The sequence below is a fragment of the Legionella pneumophila subsp. pneumophila str. Philadelphia 1 genome (assembly GCF_000008485.1).
Classification (GTDB): Bacteria; Pseudomonadota; Gammaproteobacteria; order Legionellales; family Legionellaceae; genus Legionella; species Legionella pneumophila.
On the sequence record NC_002942.5, the window covers coordinates 2,062,707 to 2,084,859 of the forward strand.

Here is a 22,153-nt window from a genome sequence, read left to right on the forward strand (position 1 = left end):
TATTTAGATAAATACTTAATTGCCAGCCGCCTTTTTAATTAACTCACGTAGTGATTGCTCGCTTGTAGCGCCTGGTATAAATGATATTTCACTGCCCTTTTTATATTGACCATCTGGTGTTGAGCCAATTATAAAGGCTGGTGTACCCATCAAATGTAATTTTTCAGCCAATTGGCGATTCGCATCCAGGATATCGGTCACTTCCTGACTATCCATATCTTTTTTCAGCTTTTGCATATCCAAACCTATGGATTTTGCGGCATCCATCACTGTTTTTTCATCCAAACGTTTGTCTATCGTAATCAAAGCATTATGCATAGCCTGATATTTGCCTTGCATGCCAGCCGCCAGAGCAACTCTGGAAGCCAGATCAGAAGTCTTGCCAAAGATTGGAAATTCTTTGTATATAACTCGTAATCCGCTGTCTTTTTTAACCAGATTTTCAATGGTAGATGCCATTTTTTTGCAATGAATGCATTGATAATCAAAAAACTCAACCAGTGTTACATTCCCTTTAGGATTACCAACAGTAGTTAATTTGCCTTGAAAAACTTGTTCAGCATTTTCCTGAATTGCGGCTTGAGCTTGCTGTTGCATATTTTGTTGCTGTTTTTGTTGCAATGCTTGCGAAGCCTCCAATAAAACTTCCGGGTTATTAATCAGATAATCATGAATGACTTTTTCAATTTCCTTTTTTTGAGCATCTGATAAAGAAGCGCTAGCCGTATCAGCTGCCATTATTGCAGGTGATACTAATGTAGAGGCTAATGCTCCAGCTGTTAATAAACTTGTAAATTTCACGTAATTCCCCTTACTTATAATTAATCAATGACGCAAATTACATCTCGCAGATAACTTTATCATTAATTGATCTGCTCAAAACAGCAAAGTATAACAAATTTCTGTTGCCTAACGCACCCTAGCATTCATGAAAAAAAAATTCAATATTACAATAGCAAACTGCAAGTCAGGGTACCTCAGATATTTTATAAAAATTAAATGCAATAACTACAGGCATTCAGTCAAATTAGCATAGGCCAAAACCAACCATTTTACACCATGTTCACTGAATTTTACTTGAACTCTTGTATGAGCCCCGCTGCCCTCAATGGCAAGAACGACACCCTGTCCAAATTTGGCATGCTGCACATTTTGCCCAATTGTAATGCCCGACACCTCGTCAGCCACTGGCAATTTGCTTTTTGTAGTTCCAGGCCACTGAGAACGTGATTTAACTCTTACTTCATCAAGAAATTGTTGAGGAATTTCACGCAAAAATCTTGATGATCTGTGATACTCTTCACGACCATATTGTCTTCTGACCTCAGCATAGGATAAAACCAATTTACGCATGGCACGAGTCATGCCGACATAACATAATCGACGCTCTTCCTCCAAGCGACCAGGCTCTTCAAGCGATTGTCTGCCTGGAAATATTCCTTCTTCCATACCAACCAAAAACACAATCGGAAACTCAAGCCCTTTGGCTGCATGTAAGGTCATCAAGTGAACGGAGCGTTCATGTTCATCAGCCTGCAATTCCCCCGATTCTAATGAAGCATGAGCAAGGAATGAATTAACCAACGGTAACTCCTCCTCTTCATCGTACTCATATCGAAATTGTTTGGCAGCATTAATTAATTCTTGCAGGTTATCCACACGTGATTCTGATTTATCACCTTTGATTTTGCTAAAGTGGGCGTATAAACCACTATGCTGTATTACATCAGAGATCTGCTCATCCAACTCCTTATTAGCAACCACAACCTGTAATTTTTCGATCAAATCAATAAACTTGGCTAATGCCAAGCTCCCCCTTTGCCCTAATCCTGTGGATTGAAGTATGCCCTTGGAAGCGCCCCACAACGAACACTGTTCTGCTCTGGCGTACTGGCGAACCTCATCCAATGTTTTTTCTCCTATTCCTCGAGTAGGAAAATTAACTACTCTTTCAAACGCAGTATCGTCATTTGGATTAACTAACAATCGTAAGTAAGCCAAAGTATCTTTAATTTCTGCCCTGTCAAAGAAACGGACTCCTCCATATATCCTGTAGGCTATACCTGCACGTAACAAAGCCTCTTCCAAAACACGGGATTGGGCATTCGAACGATACAACACTGCAATCTCATCCGCACTGGCGCCCTGATTTAATTCCATGCCAATTCGTTCAGTAACAAAACGTGCCTCATCCAATTCATTGAATGCACTGTATACAAGAATTTTTTCTCCCTCACTACCAGCGGTCCATAACTCTTTGCCCATACGAGTACTGTTATTGAGAATCAATGCATTTGCTGCATTTAATATCATTGCGGTCGACCTGTAGTTTTGTTCAAGCCTTATGATATGTGTATCTTTAAAATCATGAACAAACTGCTGAATATTTTCCACTTTGGCTCCACGCCAACCATAAATTGACTGATCATCATCTCCTACAGCCAATACCGCTGTATGATCACCAGCAAGCAAGCGGATCCATGCATATTGAATCGTATTGGTATCCTGAAATTCATCAACTAAAATAGCCTGGAAGCGTTCGCGGTAATGAGCAAGTATCTCTTCATTATCTCGTAGCAATTCATGAGTTCGTAGTAATAGTTCAGCGAAATCGATTACCCCTGAGGTTTGGCAAACGTCTTCATACGCTTTATAAATTGCAACCAAAGTCTTGGCCGGACCATAATGCAGTGCATTAATATGTTGTGGACGCAAGCCTTCATCCTTTTTACTATTAATAAATGCTTGCGCTTGTTTGACTTGCCATTGCTCAGGATCAAGATTAAGTGAAAGAATGACTCGCTTGATAACTCGTGCCTGGTCTTCCGAATCCAGAATATGAAACTGTTCTGGAAGGTTAGCCTCCTTGTAGTGGCGGCGTAATAAACGATGACATAATCCATGAAAAGTACCAACCCATAAACCCAACGTCGGTGTAGACAACATACTGCTAAGTCTCGATCTCATTTCACCGGCCGCTTTATTCGTAAATGTTACTGCTAATATAGCGTGCGGGGAGAGATGCTGTTCTTCAATTAACCAGGCAATTCGGCTCACCAATACTTTTGTTTTACCACTGCCTGCACCAGCTAAAACCAGCATATTACCTAATGGGGAGGTTACAGCGTCACGTTGCTTTTCGTTTAATCCCTTGAGAAGTGCTGCTATGGTCATAGAATATTTCCAACAGAAAAAGTCCAAGTATTATCTTCAATTTAATTGCTAAAGCAAAGATATAATCGATGCGGTAAAAAATCTAAAAATTCTCCTGGATATATATCGATAAAACCCATACAAGTATTGCTTTCTGATCAATCAGAGCGCAAAATACTGTTCGTTTAAAGTAGCTACTAGATAGTATTATAATACAATGACGTTATCATAAAGGACTAAAATGCATACCCTCTACCCAGCAATTAAACCTTACACACAACACGAATTGAAGGTTAGTAAACTGCATACACTTTATTTGGAAGAAACCGGAAATCCTGAAGGCATACCTGTTATTGTATTGCACCATGGCCCAGGTGGAGAAGCTGACCCGCATCTAAGACGTTTTTTTGATCCTCAACGATATCGCATTATTCTTTTTGATCAGCGAGGTTGTGGCCGTTCAATTCCACATTTGGAAATAAGTGAAAATAATACCCAGCTTCTCATGGAGGATATCGACTCCATTAGAGATTTCCTGGGCTTAAGGGAATTTGTGTTATTTGGGGGTGGATGGGGTTCTCTGTTAGCATTATTGTATGCGCAAAAATTTCCTCAACAGGTGAAAGCATTGCTACTCCACCAAATTTTTTTAGGTCGACAAAAAGACATCGATTGGTTTTATAAGCATGGAGCCAGTCTGGTTTATCCTGATTACTGGGAAGAGTTTACGAACACAGTCCCCGAAAACAAACTTGATAATATCCCCCAATATTATGCGGAATGTCTACAAGGCTCTAATGAGCTAGCGCGAATGGCTGCTGCGAAAAACTGGGCTCTTTGGCAAGCCAGATGCAGTAGTTTACAGCCACACTTATATGTTATTGATCAGTATAGCGACCCACATTTCGCATTAGCATTAGCAACTCTGGAATCCTATTACATTATTAATCATTATTTTATTGAAGAAAATCAGGTTATAGCTAATGCCCATAAAATAAGGCACATTCCTACCTATATTGTTCATGGCCGTTTTGACTTGGTAAGCCCTTTATCCAGCGCATGGGAACTTCATCAAGCGATCCCCGCTTCCAATCTAAGAATTGTCAGAGATGCCGGTCACTCTGATAGAGAATCGGGAATTATTGATGCACTTATTTATGCCAGTAAGGACATCTCAAAGCAGGGTCTTGATGCATGTTAACTGTATTACAAAGAGTAAAGGAAGCCAGGGTTGATATTGATGGTCAAACAGTTGGCAAAATAAATCATGGCTTGCTGATACTTTGTGGTTTTGAACCTAAGGATTCGCTAGAAAATATTAAACGAATGCTGGATAAATGCATTAATTATCGCATTTTTGAAGACCCGAGTGGCAAAATGAACTTGAGTTTAAAGGATGTAAATGGCGGCTTGCTATTAGTACCACAATTTACTCTCATGGCAGATACCCAAAAAGGATTGCGTCCAAGTTTTTCAAATGCAGCTTCTCCAGAACTCGGGCGTGAGCTTTTTGATAACTTATTAACTCTTGCTCAGAAATGCCACCAAAATACTCAAAGTGGTTGTTTTGGAGCGAACATGCAAGTTTATTTATGCAATGATGGGCCTGTGACATTTCTGTTACAATTTTAATTAGTTTTTACTGTATTAAATTTTTGTATAACCTGAATTGTCGAGCAAAATACAATCAACATTCATTATTGGAATTCATTCCGGCCAAAAAAAAGCATGTTTGTTTCAGTTAAAAAGCAGCAATTTAAAAGGCCTATTCTTTACATCAAAGCATTTGTTTGCAAGAACCAAAAACTGGTGTAACATCATTTTAAGTATTTAATAAATAGAATAATTATGCGACTAATCTTAATGTTTGCTAGCATCATGGGATCCGTTATTTTAGCGAGCTGTGCAAGTAAAGGATCAAACCCGATCGATCCATTCGAACCCTTTAATCGTAAAGTGCACAATTTTAATATGGCATTTGATGCTACCGTATTAAGACCACCAGCAAAATTATATCAGGCTGTCGTACCAAAATTGGTAAGAAAAGGTGTGAATAATGCATTCAATAATCTGGATTTGTTCCCTACAATAGCCAGCGATATACTGCAAGCTGAAGGAAAATGGGTAATCAAAGACAGTTGGCGACTCTTCATTAACTCCACTATTGGGGTTGCTGGTCTGTTTGATGTAGCAGAAAAATTTGGTTTGCCACCGCATTACAATGATCTGGGCCTAACACTCGCCAAATGGGGCGATAAAAAATCGCCTTACCTTGTAATACCCTTTTTAGGCCCCAGTACTCTTCGTGATGGAGCCGGCTGGCTGTTCCAGTTTGCACTCTGGAGTCCTTATGTATATATTGATGATGCTGGTCTGGTTTATGGTTTAATTGGATTACGCTATATTGATTTACGAACACAATTTTTCGACTCTGAGCCTTTACTGAATGAAGCATTAGACAAATACACATTCATCAGAGACGCTTACCTGCAACATAGAAATTATCTTATTGCAGGGACTGAGCAAGATACAGGCACGTCCTTCGTTGAGGATAAGAAAGCTAACAAAACTGCAATGCAAGAATCAACCGCTTCAAATAACCAACTAGGTTCTGACTATGTTGATGAATAAAATGATTAATTGAGACTTGCCAGGTCATGATAAGGGTTGGTATTGAGCCAAATGCAAAACCAACCCTCTTTAAGCTCTGAACTTCAAAATCAAAATAATGACTGTTCTTTATTTTGATAAAGAAGTATGTAACTTTTCAAGGCAGCGCATATATTCACCTGCGATATCCAAACCAGTTTCAGTGCTAATTTCCCGAATACAAGTGGGACTAGTCACATTAATCTCTGTTAGATAATCACCTATCACGTCGATACCCACAAAATACAGACCTTTTTCTCTCAAAGCTGGAGCTATTTGTTCACATATCCATTTGTCTCTTTCAGTAATAGCTACCACTTCTCCCCTGGCTCCTGCGGCCAAATTTCCCCGCAAATCTCCTTTTGCAGGAATGCGAGCCAAAGCAAAAGGAACGGGTTCGCCATTGATCAATAAAATACGTTTGTCTCCGCTTACTGTAATATCCGGGATATAACGCTGAGCCATAATACATTTTGTCTGCCCTTTGGTTAATACCTCCAAAATGACCGATAAATTTTTACCTTCTTTGTCAACATAAAAAACGGAATTACCTCCCATTCCTTCAAGAGGTTTAAAAATAACTTGTTGATGAATTTGCCAGAACTCTTTTAATTGCCGAGCATCTCTGGATACAAAAGTAGGGGGACAGCAATGAGGAAAATTTAGGGTAAAAAATTTCTCATTCGCGTCACGTAAACTTTGCGGTTTATTTGCAACCAACACCCCTTCTTGTTCCGCTAAATCCAAAGCGTAAGTTGCATAAATATACTCCATATCAAATGGAGGATCCTTACGCATCAAAATAACATCAAAATCTCTCAATGGCTTATTACCCAAATCTATGGTTTTAACCCAACTCAGACTCTCTATATCTCCAATGTGAATTTCATGGACTCGTGCATAAGCGCCCCCATCACAACAATATAAGTCATTCAGGGTAAAGTAGGCGCAAGACCATCCCAATCCTTGTGCGCTTTTAATCATAGCTACTGTAGAGTCTTTATAGGGTTTTATTTGATCCAATGGATCCATAAGCACCGCAAGTTTCATCATTCGCCTCCAATTGCAGCAATTTCTCGAGCTGCAGCCAGTGCAGCCAAACGAGCTATAACCCCATAAACATAAAAACGATTTGGGCAGTCAACTACCTCTAAATCATCACATGGCATATTACAAGCCTGTGCGAAAGCTAACGGCTCAAAATGCATGCCTGGAGCATTGAGGTTCTCATCAATTCCTCTGCCTTTATGAACGCGATAAAATCCACCAACAACAAATTGACCAATCATATAAACTACAGGTTCAGCAACAGAACCATCAGGCATCGTTTCAAAAGTATAAACACCTTCCTGAATAATGACTCTGTCTACCTTCCTGCTTCCTTTACTGGTAGACATCCTGGTACGCTGCTTTCTATTCAATTGTCGAATTTCATCTCCATTATGAACCATCATAACGCTCATGCCATAAGTACCATTATCTGCCTTTACTACTGCGAACGGTTTATTTTCTATTCCGTAAGTAGTGTATTTATCGTTTATTAACGATAATATCTTATCAACTTCTTGAGCTAAGGTTTCAATCCCTTCCTGGGCCATAAAATCGACCCCCTCTATAGCGCTAAAATAGGGATTAATTAACCACGGATCAATACCGACTAATTCAGCAAACTCAATAGCTACTTCTTCAAAAAATTGAAAATGACTCGATTTTAATCGAGAAGCCCATCCTAATTTGGCTGTAGGTCTAATTCGCTGTTGCACATCCTGTAATATTTCAGGAACGCCTGAAGACAAATCGTTATTCAATAACAAAAGGCAAGGGCTGAAATTATCCAGTCCCACCTTATCACCTTGTCTTTGTAATGGTTCAATTAATAAAGTTTCACCTTGTTCGAGTATTATTTCTGTAGGTTCTTTAATGTCTGGATCTAAACTGCCTATTCGAACTATAAAACCGGCTTTTACAAAAATTGTTTTTAATACATTCAAACTCTGTAAATAATACTTATTCCGAGTATGGCTTTCTGGGAGAAGCAAAATTTTAGTACAATCAGGGATATACTCTATCAAGGCAGATTGAGCAGCTTGTATACACAGGGGAAGGAACTCCGGGTTTAAATTATTAAAACCAGCTGGAAATAAATTGGTATCGACGGGAGCCAATTTAAAGCCAGCATGTCGCAAATCAACAGATGACGTTAGAGGTGCCGGTGTTTCCTGCCACTTTTTTCTGAACCAGGATTCTATTTCAGCAAGTTTATTTAATATTATTTTTTCCACATGATACAAAGGACCTGAATGAGCAGTAGTCAGATGTGGAACGGGGATTTCATGCTTATTCATTCATACTCCCTATTTTTTAAAATGGATCGATGTTACCTAGGTTATTCATAAAATAAAAGTATTTATCATTCTTAATACATTATTACTACAGTTTTCATGATGACAACATATATAGAAAAGAGAGGCATTTATATAATAGTCGTGTTTCACAACAACATATTGTGAATACAGCAATATTTATTCCATCATCGATTCTTCATGTTCTTGACCAGGATTTTTGGCAAAATGTACTGCAATCATATAAAATAATAATTCAGCATTTGTAGGGATTAAAAAACTGTTTTATTGAGCAAAATTTAAAGGCCTCACAAGAATATCGTTATTTTCTACTTTCAATGGCATAATTATCCAAAATTATACTATTTATCCTACCTTTTATGCTCCATTTTAAAACCATACAATCAATCCTTCTTCTAATTGTTTTAGGATTCATCTGGGGATCAGGCTATACTCTTGCCAAATTTGCAATGACTAATGGAGTTAACCCACTAGGCTATGCTTTTTGGCAATCATTAGGGCCAGCCCTACTATTAACTTTAGTGAGCTTCTTTACAAAACAAACTCGCTTACTACACCCTGTTTATTGGCCTTATTTTTTTATATGTGGATTGATAGGTATCGCTATTCCTAATACCAACATGTATTTTATTGCCAGCCATATCCCGGCAGGTTTATTGGCAGTGTTAGTTAATACTGTTCCTTTACTGGTTTACCCTTTAGCTCTCATGGCGGGCCAAGAAAAACCGGATGGGTGGCGATTTTTTGCCTTGTTACTTGGTATGTCCGGCATACTTGCAATTATAGGAATAAACTCCGCAGGACTTTACTCAAGCTGGACTATATTAGCTATGCTTAGCCCTCTTGGCTTTGCTTTTTGCTCAATTTATATAGGAGCCAAACAGCCAAAAGAAATTAACGCCCTGCAAGCTGCTAATGGAATGTTACTGGCGGCGTCTCTTCTGCTTACCCCTGTTGTCCTCAAGCAGCACGCATTTTATTCTCTCTCAGCTCCGTTAACTCTCGTGAAACAAATCGTTATCCTTGAAATAATTTTATCCAGTTTAGGATATTTACTTTTCTTTATTCTCATTCGTATGGCAGGACCTGTTTTTTATAGTTTAACTGGTGGAGTCGTTGCAATAACCGGATTGTTTTGGGGGTACTTGGCTTTTGATGAGAAGCCTTCATCTATACAGGGCATGGCAATAGCTTTAGTGGTTTCCGCCATTTTTCTGTTATCATGGAGACAATCGAAACAGACTCAAGGAATCTGATTCATGCTCAGTGAATTAGCAAAACAATTTAGCACACAAATCCAAACCTTTTTCTATTTAATTATGTTAATTAATGGTCTTTTACATTTTATTTTTGCCGGAGCAGTGGCTCGAGACGCAGGTAATCTCTATAGGCTAGGTCAAAAACCTGTTTTAGTATCGGCCCCTACCTGGGCATTTGCGACTCTAATTGGAGGAGTCATCACAGCAACTATATACTGGCTGCTTCATCACTCCACATTAACCAGACCCACTATGAGAGAAATTCGTTATGACAAAGCATAAGATCAAAACAATAGACGTTCATGAACTAAAACACCAAATGGACAATCAAGCCAATTTGAGTTTGATTGATGTACGTGAACTGGACGAATGGGAAATGATGCATATCCCGGGAGCACTTCATATTCCTAAAGATCGCATCTCTCTTGAAATACAAAACCAAATACCCAATAAAGAACAAACTATCTATTTGCATTGCCGAAGCGGCGTCAGATCACTGTATGCAGCTCAATGCTTAATGGATTTGGGATATTACGAAGTCTATTCTGTGGATGGTGGAATTATGGCTTGGGCAATGAGTGGTTATCCGGTAAAACAGGAGTCTTACACCCCTTCCTGAGTGAAGAGGTGAGAGTAGAAAGCTTAAAGGCGATGATTTGCAACCTCATGAGTATCGGTGACTTTTTCTTTTCCTGATGGAACACTAAAAAGACCGCCTTGAGAGCTCTTTGGTTTTTGTTGCAGTAAATGCAAATCGCGAGCGGCGATAATAATCTCATGTCTTAATTTATGCACTCTATCAGATAATTCAAGAATATCATCAACAACGGAATAATGCTTGATTGCGAAAGGTTGTTTATCCAAATACCCTTTTCTTGGGTCAGAATTTTTATAAACATGGGAACGAAGGAATTTTTCCAAAGCACTGTACATATCAGCCAAATCTTCCCGATTAGGATTATTATCCTTATTCAAATCAAGCGATATGGTAAGAGATTTATAAAAATCACTGTTGTCGGGAGAGGTGTATTTATAAGTTGCAGCAATCTGATCACGAATGTAATAGGCCAATGCATTTAATACGCGTGCCTTATCTTCTGGCTCTTTGGATGAGTTATCCAGCAGTTCGATAGTTTTTAGCAAGACAAGGACTTGTGGTTGCCTTTCTCTTGAAACTTCTTTTACTGAGTACTCTAATTTGTCCTCAATAATTTTGGCTTTCTCATTATGGGACTTGATTAAAGTAATGATACTTTCCCTGATGCTTCCTTTTAATTTTTCATATGCGACCAATTCAAATGACATCTTATTTTCTCCTTATACTCCATGAACAGGACTAGTGAAATGCTTTCACTGTAGGCCAGTTTAAACCAATTCTCTCTTTTCGTCATGCTTTTTCTTTTTACTATCTAATTAATTTTCAATCTATTGATTTTAATGAAAAATTTGTAATTTCCTTGTTAGTTCATCAAATGAATAGACTTCTGGAGAGTATTTTTAAGCCTTGTTATCGTCGCTTTAAGAGTAAGCTCAGATCAATTAAATCAAGATATTTTTTGCTCAATCAGTCAGACACAATAAAAATTAGAAGAAATTTAAATAAGCTATTTATTGTTTTTATAAAACATTTGATTTAATTTACGCGTCAATTTGCAATATATGATGGTCATAAAAATGAAAAAAATAAGCTGCAGTATTCTTCTTTTGATCAACTCCTTAATTAGCTACGCTGATTCAGACCAACCTAAATTAATTTTACAAATAGTTGTTGACCAATTACGCGGAGATCTGATTTACCGTCATCATAAACAGTTTGGACCTTCTGGTTTCAATTATTTGCTTGCTCATGGTTTGGATTATCATAACGCACATCATCCTCATGCCAATACAACGACCTGCGCAGGCCATAGCACTATTGCAACAGGAAGCTACCCCTCTTTACACGGCATAGTTGATAATGATTGGTATGATAGAAAAACAAGAAAACTAAAGTACTGTATGGAGGATTTACAAGCCAAAATTTTACCCACTGTACACACCCATATAGAAATTTCAGGACGCTCACCGCGAAACCTAAAACCATCCACATTAAGCGATGAAATCATTTTAGCAAATAAAGGGAAAGCCTTTGGTGTATCATTAAAAGACAGGGCAGCCATCACTCTAGCTGGTCACGCAGGAAAAGCGTTTTGGTTTGACAAAACGAATGGTGGATTTATTACAAGCACTTACTACTATTCCAGTTATCCACTATGGGTAGAAAACTGGAATAAACACTATCAACCCAAAGCCTACGACTGGAATCTTTCTCATCCTAAATCATTCTATCAGAATGCAAATACTCTTCCATTTCGTCATAACTATGGCAGCTTTGGTCAAACATTTCCCCATCATGTAACCAATCCTCCATCTGAAGAATATTTCAAATCGCTTTCCAGAACACCAAAGGCAGATGAATTAACAGCTGATTTTGCCAAACAACTACTGGTTAATGAAAAATTGGGAAAAACAACAGGCCAAACAGATTATCTTGCAATCAGTTTTTCTGCTGTAGATGCTATTGGTCACCAATTTGGGCCTAATAGTCTGGAAGCAGAAGACAATTTGATCGCCCTTGATGACACCCTAAGCCAACTTTTTAAAACCATTGATAAAGAGGTTGGTCTTAATAATACCTTAATAATACTCACCGCAGATCATGGTGTCAGCGATGGTCCATCTTACCTTAAAGCACATAAAATACCTGAAATTAAACCTGTTAATATAGAAGCAACAGGAAAACACATCGAGAATTTATTATTGAAACGTTTCAACCTGCCTGCGCAAGCTTTAATGTCAATTAATCCTCCTTTTATATACCTTGATCACCAAATTATAAAAGAGAAAAATTTGGATATTGCAGAGGTCAGTTTCTACCTGGCAGAAGAAATCAGTCATCTTCCAGGGATATTCAAAGCCTACCCCTTACCTATTCGTGATATTGAAAAGGATTGGTTAAGCGCAAAAGTTGACCGGATGTCTTACGCTTACCGCGCAGGCGATGTTTACATTGTTCAACCGCCATATCAAAGCCACGGTGCAAAAAGTGAAGATCGAGTTGCTCATGGCAGTCCCTGGCAATATGATACTTATGTCCCGCTACTGTTTGTACACCCTGACTTCAAACCAAAACGTATATTCAGGCAAGTACACACAACGGATATTGCACCAACATTATCTTCCTTATTATTGATTAAACCCCCTGCCGCAGCAGTAGGACAGCCTTTAGTTGAAGTAGTCAATGCTTTTCATAAGACTGGAGAGAATGATTGAATTCCAACTGAAAAAACTTTACTATTCGTACAAAATTTTTAATGAAAACATTATGACAAAGCAAGCAATTATTATTGGGATTTCCGGCCCATCAGCATCTGGAAAAAGTTTATTAGCAAATACTATAGTCAATGAATTAGGATCCGAGCAGGTTGTCGTTATCTCTGAAGATGCCTACTATAAAGATAATGGGCATCTACCCTTTACAGAGAGAGAAAAAATAAATTACGATCATCCTGACTCCTTTGATCATGCTCTACTTTATGAGCATCTTCGTCAGCTACGAGTTGGAAATACAGTACAAATTCCTATTTATTCTCATTCCAAACATCTGCGTTTACCTGAAACCAGAGCAGTGGGTCAACATGCCATTATTGTACTCGAAGGAATACTGCTTTTCAGTGATAAAGCTCTACGAGAAATTATGGATATACGTATATTCATGTCGACTCCTCTTGACGTCTGTTTAACGCGGCGCTTAAAAAGAGATGTAGTAGAAAGGCATCGATCATTTGAATCGGTTATTCATCAATATGAGACTACAGTTCGCCCTATGTACATGCAATTTATTGAGCCTTCAAGCCGCTACGCTGATATAATAGTACCTCGCGGCGGTGAAAACAGAATCGCTATAGAGATGATTCAAGCTAAAATGCGGGAATTATTAGCTTCACATACTCGAGGCAGTTGATGTTTTATTAGGCTGTTTAAGAGCAACCTAATTGATATTGTGGTTTTAGTCCAGGATCGAAGTAACACTCACTTCGCCCTGCTAAATTAAGAATAATGGGAGGAGATACTATTGTGGGATTTTTAACTGGAAAAAAAGCACTTATTGTTGGATTGGCAAGCAACAGATCGATTGCATATGGCATTGCTAAAGCATTCCATAATCAAGGCGCTGAGTTGGCTTTTACTTACCAAAACGAAAAATTACAGTCACGTGTTGAAACAATGGCATCGGAATTTAATTCAACTCTAGTTTTTCCTTGTGATGTTGCAAGTGATGAAGAAATAAAAGCCGTGTTTGATAATTTGCGTAATCACTGGGATAAATTAGATATCCTGGTCCACTCTGTAGCTTATGCTCCTGCTGATCAGATCAGTGGTGATTTTGTAGAATGTGCAAATAGAGAAGGATTTAGAATAGCTCATGATATTAGTGCCTATAGCCTCATAGGTTTGTCTCAAGCCGCATTGCCTATGATGCTAGATACTCAGGGTTCAATTTTAACCTTAAGCTATTATGGGGCAGAAAAAGCCGTACCAAACTATAACGTTATGGGTGTTGCGAAGGCAAGCTTGGAAGCCTCTGTGCGCTATCTGGCAGCCAGCTTAGGATCCAGAGGATTAAGAATTAATGCCATATCAGCTGGACCAATTAAAACTCTTGCCGCTGCTGGAATTAAAGATTTTCGTAAAATTCATGCTGCCTATGCAAACATTACTCCATTACAAAGAAATGTTACTGCTGATGAAGTCGGAAATACTGCTGCCTTCTTATGCTCTGATCTGGCATCCGGGATTACTGGTGAAGTGCTACATGTTGATGCAGGATATCACGCAGTATCAGCGATGAGCGAACTAGGTTAGATATATATTAGTCCGCTTTAAATTGCTGACTTAATTCTTAGTTGTACTTAAAAAAATTCAATAAAGCTAAATTATATTGGGGCTGAGCAAATAGCGAGGCCCAGACTACTAAACGTTTTTTATAATATAACAGACAAATTTAGATTTAGCCTATCTAATCTATTGAATCGACATGAAATAGAGCACCTCAATCAAATGACTCCTGCGACTCCTTCATTAACGGATTATTATTAAGAGAATAAACCTCAACTTAAAAAGACCATATTTAGCTGATTTTGAATGAAAATAATCCTTCAAAAGCTCATATAACCACCTGCGCTCTATTCAGGATCATTTTCGTCCAGCCTGAACCCCAAACCAACCGCTATAAAATATTTCAACGCGTAAGTCTATGAACAGCTTCAGGCTTATTAATGTGATATTTATATCAGGAGCAACTTTGAAAAAGCCTCACAGAGAAAAACTATAGGCAAAAACTGAAGAATTCTCGATATCTGGCCATCCCTTAATTTCGTAAGGAACAGCCATTTTCTTATCCTATTTCCTTTCTATTTTCGCATGATGAAGCAAGTTATTAACATATAAATCATAATCCATCATTCCATAGCTAGCTTCTATTTGCTGTATCAAGCTATCTCTTTGCTCTTGATCCAGAGAGCTTAATTTTCCATCATTAATTCGTTTTAATTTAACAACAACATAATCGCCGTTGTCTAAAATTACTCCGTCTCGGCTTTCTGGACGTAATAAATTAAATGCTAAATCATTAATTAAAGAATTTGCTTTATCACTATCCCTGGAAGCATTCTCTACAGAATGCCATTCGAATTGATTGTTAGCGATTAATTCCTGCTGTTGCTTATCTTCAACGGGGTGAAGCAAACTACTACCAATTTCTTTTGCTTTAGCATCCCCATACTGTTTTGCAAGTATTTTTTTAATCTGATCTCGCACTTCATCCAAGGTTTGTTCTCTTGAAGGTATATGTTTCTTCACTCGTAAAACTATTACAGAGTCATTATCAATCTGTATAGGCTCGCTATTATTCCCTAGTTCTAAAACATCAGTACTGAATGCTGCATGGATAACCTGCTTATTTTTGGTAATAGGTTGCTTGCCACCATCACGAGAAAAAGGCTCTGTATGTTGAATTTTCAGCTTTAATGAATCCAAAACCGGATCAAGTGAATCAGGAGTTTGATAACTTAAATCTGTTAATTGCTCTAAAACTTGAGCGTATTTTGCCTGAGCCATATCACTGGTTAGTTGATCCATTATAATGTTTTCAACTTCTTGCAAAGATTTAGTTGTAACTGGCTTGTAAGCAATCAGCTTAAAAATTTCATAACCATATTTTGTTTGTACTGGTATAGAAATTTGCCCTGGTCTAGTTAAATTGGAAAGTACTCTGTCATATTCATTTTGCCCGCCAGTAATCCAGGGAAGAATACCCTTATTGGCTATAGATAACTTGTCATCAGATTTGGAAGCAACATATTTATCAAATTGTTCTGGATGCTTTTTTAAATCGCTATAAACCTCATCGGCTTTTTGCTTAATTGAATCTTGTTCTTCCTTGGTGGCATTTTCTGGAACTGCAAATAAAATATGGGCAACCCGCCATTGAGCAGGAGTTAGGTAGTTACTTTTGTTTTCTTCATAATAGCTTTTAATTTCGTCGGGTGATATCTTTATTTGTGACTTGATATCATGCATAGACAAAAGCACATAATCCAATGTAACTTGCTCTAAAGTCATAAATTTTTTATGGTGTTGGTTATAATAACTCTTGATATCATCTTCTGAAATCTTCGCCTGTTGTTCAAAGCGATCAGAAGGTACCGTCAAATAATCATAATCCCTGGTCTGCATGTACAATCTGACAAAACGCTTTATTTCATCTGATAAAGCAAATGATGTTCCCATAAACGCAAAACGTTGTTGATTAAGCAACATGCCTTGCCTTACTTCATTCTGGAAAGTCTCTGGAGTAAACAACGCTCCACTCAAAGCTTGTTGATATCGTTGTGCCGAAAAATGTCCATCCTCCTGGAATTGAGGAATTTGCACTATGGCTGCATTGGCTTGTTCTGGGCTAACCTCAAATCCATATTTCCTGGCAGCCTGAATACTCACCTCATTCGTTATCATTTGATTTAATACTTGATTTTGCAGATTTTTTTCATCAGCGGCAGTCATCTGTGGTAAATCTTGCTGGGCACGAGTACGTCTGTAGTTCGTTTCAAACGCTTGCATGGTAATTGGTCTATCATTAACTATTACCTTTGCATCGGATATTTGTCGAGATTGAAAATAATAATCAACACCAAAAAGTGTAAAGGTAATAGCAATTAATATAATAACTAACCACGCTACTACACCCTGAATGTGTTCATTTAACTTCTGCAACATGTCCCGAGATCCATTTTGATATTAACAATGCTTGATGAAACCGATTCTACCATAAGCTGATAAAAAAAACGCGCCTTTCAGCGCGTTTATCTGGCGGAGTGGACGGGGCTCGAACCCGCGACCCCCGGCGTGACAGGCCGGTATTCTGACCAACTGAACTACCACTCCATTTCTTGGTGGGTGCTGTAGGGATCGAACCTACGACCCTCGCCTTGTAAGGGCGATGCTCTCCCAGCTGAGCTAAGCACCCTGAAAACTTAAGCTTGTTGTACCGCTTCTTTCAGGTTTTTACCTGCTTTAAATTTGGCAACCCGTGACGCTTTAATTTGGATTGTTTTTCCAGTCTGTGGGTTTCTGCCAGTACGTGCTGAACGATTACCTGTTGAAAAAGAACCAAAACCAGGTATTACAACTTGATCGCCTTTCTTTAAGACATCAGTTACAGTAGCCATAAAAGTTTCAAGAACTCTGCTTGCGTCAGCTTTGGTCAAACCTGAACCGCTTGCTATAGCATCAACTAATTCACTCTTATTCATCTTTTCCCCTTTACAGTTAATCATCCATATTCCGGAGCTGATTTAAACAGATTCAACTGCTCCAGTCAAGTTCGTACATCCTTGCAGAGCCCGCCAGTAGCGGGCCACGAAGAGAAATATACTCTGTATTAATGTGCGTGTAAATCATTATTTTTAATTTTTTTTGATCTTTTATTCAATATAGTGCCAGGTTGTATATTTGTTGGCTCCTCCACCCATGGATTGCGTTGCAAAGCCAGTTCCAAAACCTGTTCAATGGTGTTAACAGGATGAATTGTCAGCTTGCGGAGCACATTATCAGGGATTTCCTCAAGGTCTTTTACATTCTCCTCGGGGATAATGACATGCTTGATTCCACCACGATGTGCAGCCAGCAATTTTTCTTTTAATCCTCCAATTGGTAAAACTTGCCCACGCAGAGTAATTTCACCTGTCATGGCGACATCTGCCTTAACTGGGATTTGTGTTACTATGGAGACTAGTACCGTGCACATTCCTATACCAGCGCTTGGGCCATCTTTGGGTGTTGCACCTTCTGGTACATGAACATGAAAATCATGTTTCTCATAAAAATCATCTGGCAAACCAAAAGCTTTAGCGCGGCTTCTTACTACCGTCATAGCTGCATGGATAGATTCTTGCATTACCTCACCGAGCTGACCAGTATGAGTAACTTTACCCTTACCTGGCATAATGGATGCTTCTATAGTCAGAAGTTCACCTCCAACACTTGTCCAGGCTAAGCCAGTGACTTGACCTATCTGATCGTATTGTTCAGCTAATCCATAACGATATTTTTTAACGCCCAAATACTTAGTAATGTTGCTAACAGTTATACTGATTGTTTTTCCTTTTTTTCCCTTTTTGCTTGAGAGTATTTCTTTAACAACTTTTCTGCATATACTCGCTATATCCCTTTCAAGATTACGTACTCCAGCCTCTCGAGTATAATAACGGATGATATCTCTAATAGCCCCTTCGCTAATATGGATTTCTTCATTGGTTAAACCATTTAACAGCATTTGTTTGGGAACCAAATATTTTTCAGCAATACTGACTTTTTCGTCCTCAGTATATCCAGGCAAGCGAATAACTTCCATTCTATCCAATAACGGGGCCGGAATTTCTAGCGAATTGGCAGTTGCAATAAACATAACATCACTCAAGTCATAATCAACTTCCAAGTAATGATCACTAAATGTATGGTTCTGTTCAGGATCCAATACTTCCAGTAATGCCGATGCCGGATCACCGCGAAAATCCATTGCCATCTTATCTACTTCATCCAGCATGATAAGAGGATTTTTAACTCCTGCCTTGCATAATTTTTGGATAATTTTACCTGGCATGGAACCTATATATGTTCTTCGATGACCACGAATTTCTGCTTCATCTCTTACCCCGCCCAGAGCGATGCGTATGAAAGTTCTTCCAGTAGCATTGGCGATAGATTGTCCAAGAGAAGTTTTACCTACTCCCGGAGGACCTACTAGACACAATATCGGTCCTTTCAATCTTTTTACTCGTTGTTGTACAGCAAGATATTCGATGATACGTTCTTTAACCTGCTCCAGACCATGATGCTCCTTATCGAGCAGCTTTTCTGCTTTTAGTAAATCAAACTGAATTTTGGTCCGCTTCTTCCATGGGACCATCAGCATCCAATCAAGATAATTACGAATAACAGTTGCTTCAGCAGACATCGGAGACATCATTTTTAATTTATGTAACTCTGCTAATGATTTCTCTTTAGCTTCTTTCGGCATTCCAGCCTTTTTGATTGAATTTTCCAATTGTTCAATCTCATTGCCTTCCTCACCCATTTCCCCTAATTCTTTCTGAATAGCTTTGATTTGTTCGTTTAGATAGTATTCTCTCTGGCTTTTTTCCATTTGACGTTTGACTCGACCTCTTACACGTTTTTCCACATGTAACAGATCAATTTCATTTTCTATCGCCGCCATTAATTTCTCAAGTCGAGTTCCTACATCCATAGTTTCAAGCAACTCTTGCTTATCATCTACTTTAAGCGTTAAATGTGCGGCAATGGTATCTGCCAGGCGACCTGGCTCTTCTATTCCTGCCAATGGTGACAAGACTTCTGGTGGAATTTTCTTATTAAGCTTTATATATTGTTCAAATTGCGACATCAAGGACCGCATTAGAATTCCAATTTCTTGCTCTTGAATTGTTGAGCCAACTTCCTCAATGTATTCAAGTGTCGCTTCGAGGTAACCTTTATCCTGAGTATACTCCTTGACACGTGCACGCTGCTCACCTTCAACAAGAACTTTTACAGTTCCGTCAGGTAACTTTAACAATTGCAAAACACTGGATACAGTTCCCACTTGATAGATATCTTCTGGACCAGGATCATCATGCGCCGATTTACGCTGAGCAACTAAAAAAATTTGTTTATTATCAATCATCGCTGCTTCAAGAGCTTTAATTGACTTGCCACGCCCAACAAAGAGAGGTATCACCATATGCGGATAGACGACTACGTCCCTCAATGGTAATACAGGCAAAGCAGAAGATTTCACAGTCTCATTTGATATTATTTCATTTTCATTAGACATAATGACCCTTATTCTTCAAAGGAAAATTTCTTGGTTATAGTTTCTTAATACTATTACTTACGAGTATACAGATATTGGTGCTGGTGAACAATTCGTAATGTGAGAGTTAGTCTATTGCTATTAAGATGGCTAAATTTGTTATTTTAAGCTACAAAATCAGCTTTAAATATATTTTGTGAATGAAAGATAAAATAACTTCTGCAACAATTTAAATTATTGCAGAAGTCAACATCTTACTTAATCTTTACTACCAGACGCACTTTTTTTCTCATCCTGTTCATAAATGAGAATCGGTTTAGATAGTCCATTCACTACACTCTCATCAATAACAACCTTATTCACGCCTTCCAAGGAAGGTAAGTCATACATAGTGTCTAAAAGAATATTTTCAAGTATTGATCGCAAACCTCTTGCGCCCATTTTTCTTTCGAGGGCCTTTTTAGCAATAGCAATCAAAGCTTCGCCTCTAAACTCAAGTTCAGAACCTTCCATTTTGAAAAGTGATTGAAATTGCTTTGTTAAAGCATTCTTAGGTCTCGTTAATATATCAATCAATGCCGCTTCATCAAGTTCCTGTAAAGTGGTTACAACAGGCAAACGTCCAACAAACTCGGGAATCAACCCATATTTAATTAAATCATCTGATTCCAATTGACCTAAAACTTTTGAAACTTCATCATTACTGCTTTTTTTGCTTTTTAATTGAGCAGAAAAACCTATGCTTGATTTATCGCTGCGTTCACGTATTACTTTGTCCAAACCTGCAAAAGCGCCACCACAGATAAATAAAATATTTGATGTATCTACCTGCAAAAATTCCTGCTGTGGATGCTTTCGCCCACCTTGCGGTGGAACAGATGCAACAGTACCTTCAATTAATTTCAGTAAAGCTTGTTGAACACCTTCTCCTGAAACATCTCTGGTGATAGATGGATTATCTGATTTGCGTGAAATCTTATCGATTTCGTCGATATAGACAATACCTTGCTGTGCCTTATCTACATCATAGTCGCACTTCTGTAATAACTTCTGGATAATATTTTCAACGTCTTCGCCAACATATCCAGCTTCAGTAAGGGTCGTGGCATCAGCCATGGCAAAAGGAACATTAAGAATCCGCGCCAGGGTTTGAGCTAAAAGAGTCTTACCACTGCCAGTAGGTCCTATAAGTAAAATATTACTTTTGCCGAGCTCAACACCATCCTCGCTTTTATGCTGTAATCTCTTATAGTGATTATATACTGCTACTGATAAAACCTTTTTGGCATGTTGTTGCCCTATTACGTATTCATCGAGAAAGTTAGATATTTCTTTTGGTGTCGGTAGACGTGCCTCAGTTTCTTCATGAGTTTCATGCGTCTCTTCTCGAATAATATCATTACAAAGCTCTACACATTCATCACAAACAAACACAGAAGGTCCAGCAATTAATTTTTTTACCTCATGTTGACTCTTGCCACAAAAAGAGCAATATAAGACCTTATCTCCATTTCCGTTACCGGATTTACTCATAACCAAACCCCTTCTTACAGCTATTACTAATTAATAGTAATTACATGTAAAATTTTAGACAATCAGATAATATTGCGCCACCACATTACTATCAAACCAACTTATATTATACTCAGATAAACTAGGAGTATCTAGCAAAGTTATAAGTCTGTAGAATGTCCAGCAACTTGTCTGTCATAGAGAACTTTATCGATTAGACCATACTCCATAGCCTGAGTAGCACTCATAAAGTTATCTCTTTCTGTATCACGCATGATTTGATCAGGTGTTTTTTTAGTGTGTTTAGCCATAATATTATTCAAACGTTCCCTAACTGCCAAGGTCTCTCGAGCATGAATTTCTATGTCTGTTGCTTGACCTCTATAGCCACCCAAGGGCTGATGTATCATAACTCTTGAGTTAGGTAAGCAGAATCGTTTGCCTTCAGCACCGGCACAAAGTAGCAAGGCAGCTGCACTTGCTGCCTGGCCTATGCATAATGTACTTACATCTGGCTTAATAAATTGCATGGTGTCGTAGATAGCAAGACCTGCAGTAACGACTCCGCCGGGAGAATTAATATATAGAGATATATCTTTCTCTGGATTTTCAGACTCCAGAAACAACAACTGAGCCACAACCAGGTTAGCCATATGATCTTCTACTTCACCCAAGAGAAAAATAATTCTTTCTTTTAATAATCTTGAGTAAATGTCATAGGAACGCTCACCTCGCGAGGTTTGCTCAATGACCATTGGTATTAATCCGCTTGCATTACGGATAATATTATCTGAATAGCCTGGCAT

19 protein-coding genes and 2 tRNA genes are annotated in these 22,153 nt (G+C 38.4%); 9 read left to right on the forward strand and 12 right to left on the reverse strand.

Annotated features, from left to right (window positions below):
* Positions 1–15 precede the first annotated feature (15 nt).
* Positions 16–801 carry a DsbA family protein gene (locus tag LPG_RS09235; RefSeq protein WP_010947567.1) on the reverse strand — a complete coding sequence of 262 codons (786 nt, stop codon included), beginning with the start codon at positions 799–801 and terminating at the stop codon, positions 16–18.
* 207 nt (positions 802–1,008) lie between these two features.
* Entirely contained in the window at positions 1,009–3,174 is a 2,166-nt protein-coding gene (gene uvrD, locus LPG_RS09240) for a DNA helicase II (RefSeq protein WP_010947568.1), read from the reverse strand.
* 220 nt (positions 3,175–3,394) lie between these two features.
* Here uvrD and pip point away from each other — a divergent pair, with 220 nt between their 5' ends.
* The 3 genes from pip to LPG_RS09255 all read left to right on the forward strand — a co-directional run bounded on the left by pip (position 3,395) and on the right by LPG_RS09255 (position 5,784).
* A complete protein-coding gene (gene pip / locus LPG_RS09245) occupies positions 3,395–4,354 on the forward strand; it encodes a prolyl aminopeptidase (RefSeq protein ID WP_010947569.1) in 960 nt (319 codons plus the stop codon).
* Positions 4,348–4,785, forward strand: coding sequence for a D-aminoacyl-tRNA deacylase (dtd, locus tag LPG_RS09250; RefSeq protein ID WP_010947570.1), 438 nt, complete (start codon positions 4,348–4,350; stop codon positions 4,783–4,785). Before pip ends, dtd begins: the two co-directional genes overlap by 7 nt.
* A gap of 216 nt (positions 4,786–5,001) precedes the next feature.
* Positions 5,002–5,784, forward strand: a complete 783-nt coding sequence (locus tag LPG_RS09255; protein ID WP_010947571.1) for an MlaA family lipoprotein — start codon at positions 5,002–5,004, stop codon at positions 5,782–5,784.
* A gap of 108 nt (positions 5,785–5,892) precedes the next feature.
* Here LPG_RS09255 and gshB read toward each other — a convergent pair whose 3' ends face one another.
* Both gshB and gshA read right to left on the reverse strand, forming a co-directional pair.
* Positions 5,893–6,852, reverse strand: coding sequence for a glutathione synthase (gene gshB / locus LPG_RS09260; protein ID WP_011946762.1), 960 nt, complete (start codon positions 6,850–6,852; stop codon positions 5,893–5,895).
* Complete coding sequence (gshA, locus tag LPG_RS09265) at positions 6,852–8,147, reverse strand: glutamate--cysteine ligase (RefSeq protein ID WP_010947573.1); 1,296 nt, start codon at positions 8,145–8,147, stop codon at positions 6,852–6,854. Before gshA ends, gshB begins: the two co-directional genes overlap by 1 nt.
* A 377-nt stretch (positions 8,148–8,524) precedes the next feature.
* Between gshA and LPG_RS09270 the strand changes: the two genes are divergently transcribed.
* Genes LPG_RS09270 through LPG_RS09280 form a run of 3 tightly spaced genes read left to right on the forward strand, consistent with a single transcriptional unit; the run spans position 8,525 to position 10,043 of the window.
* A complete protein-coding gene (locus LPG_RS09270; RefSeq protein ID WP_010947574.1) occupies positions 8,525–9,421 on the forward strand; it encodes a DMT family transporter in 897 nt (298 codons plus the stop codon).
* Between the two features lie 3 nt (positions 9,422–9,424).
* Positions 9,425–9,706 carry a hypothetical protein gene (locus tag LPG_RS09275; RefSeq protein ID WP_010947575.1) on the forward strand — a complete coding sequence of 94 codons (282 nt, stop codon included), beginning with the start codon at positions 9,425–9,427 and terminating at the stop codon, positions 9,704–9,706.
* Complete coding sequence (locus LPG_RS09280; RefSeq protein ID WP_010947576.1) at positions 9,693–10,043, forward strand: rhodanese-like domain-containing protein; 351 nt, start codon at positions 9,693–9,695, stop codon at positions 10,041–10,043. The genes LPG_RS09275 and LPG_RS09280 overlap by 14 nt, the downstream gene beginning before the upstream one ends.
* 23 nt (positions 10,044–10,066) lie before the next feature.
* Here LPG_RS09280 and lem14 read toward each other — a convergent pair whose 3' ends face one another.
* Positions 10,067–10,729 (reverse strand): Dot/Icm T4SS effector Lem14, encoded by a 663-nt coding sequence (gene lem14 / locus LPG_RS09285; RefSeq protein ID WP_010947577.1) that lies wholly within the window; start codon positions 10,727–10,729, stop codon positions 10,067–10,069.
* A 369-nt stretch (positions 10,730–11,098) separates the two neighbouring features.
* Between lem14 and LPG_RS09290 the strand changes: the two genes are divergently transcribed.
* From LPG_RS09290 to LPG_RS09300, 3 genes are all read left to right on the forward strand, one after another.
* Positions 11,099–12,736, forward strand: coding sequence for an alkaline phosphatase family protein (locus LPG_RS09290; RefSeq protein WP_011946763.1), 1,638 nt, complete (start codon positions 11,099–11,101; stop codon positions 12,734–12,736).
* A gap of 52 nt (positions 12,737–12,788) precedes the next feature.
* On the forward strand, positions 12,789–13,427 hold the full coding sequence (gene udk, locus LPG_RS09295; RefSeq protein WP_015444407.1) for a uridine kinase: 639 nt from the start codon (positions 12,789–12,791) through the stop codon (positions 13,425–13,427).
* Between the two features lie 95 nt (positions 13,428–13,522).
* Positions 13,523–14,329: an enoyl-ACP reductase FabI gene (locus LPG_RS09300; protein ID WP_010947580.1), complete on the forward strand. Its 807-nt coding sequence runs from the start codon at positions 13,523–13,525 to the stop codon at positions 14,327–14,329.
* A 537-nt stretch (positions 14,330–14,866) separates the two neighbouring features.
* Here the strand turns inward: LPG_RS09300 and LPG_RS09305 are convergent.
* The 7 genes from LPG_RS09305 to clpP form a co-directional block, all read right to left on the reverse strand.
* A complete protein-coding gene (locus LPG_RS09305; protein ID WP_010947581.1) occupies positions 14,867–16,741 on the reverse strand; it encodes a SurA N-terminal domain-containing protein in 1,875 nt (624 codons plus the stop codon).
* A 91-nt stretch (positions 16,742–16,832) separates the two neighbouring features.
* A tRNA-Asp gene (locus LPG_RS09310) sits at positions 16,833–16,909 on the reverse strand.
* A 6-nt stretch (positions 16,910–16,915) separates the two neighbouring features.
* Positions 16,916–16,991 (reverse strand) — tRNA-Val (locus tag LPG_RS09315).
* A 7-nt stretch (positions 16,992–16,998) separates the two neighbouring features.
* Positions 16,999–17,277, reverse strand: coding sequence for an HU family DNA-binding protein (locus LPG_RS09320; RefSeq protein ID WP_011214112.1), 279 nt, complete (start codon positions 17,275–17,277; stop codon positions 16,999–17,001).
* 128 nt (positions 17,278–17,405) lie between these two features.
* A complete protein-coding gene (gene lon, locus LPG_RS09325) occupies positions 17,406–19,856 on the reverse strand; it encodes an endopeptidase La (RefSeq protein WP_010947583.1) in 2,451 nt (816 codons plus the stop codon).
* A 237-nt stretch (positions 19,857–20,093) separates the two neighbouring features.
* The gene (gene clpX, locus LPG_RS09330) at positions 20,094–21,368 is read right to left on the reverse strand and encodes an ATP-dependent Clp protease ATP-binding subunit ClpX (RefSeq protein WP_015444406.1); all 1,275 of its coding nucleotides are present in this window, start codon (positions 21,366–21,368) and stop codon (positions 20,094–20,096) included.
* Between the two features lie 140 nt (positions 21,369–21,508).
* The gene (clpP, locus tag LPG_RS09335; protein ID WP_010947585.1) at positions 21,509–22,153 is read right to left on the reverse strand and encodes an ATP-dependent Clp endopeptidase proteolytic subunit ClpP; all 645 of its coding nucleotides are present in this window, start codon (positions 22,151–22,153) and stop codon (positions 21,509–21,511) included.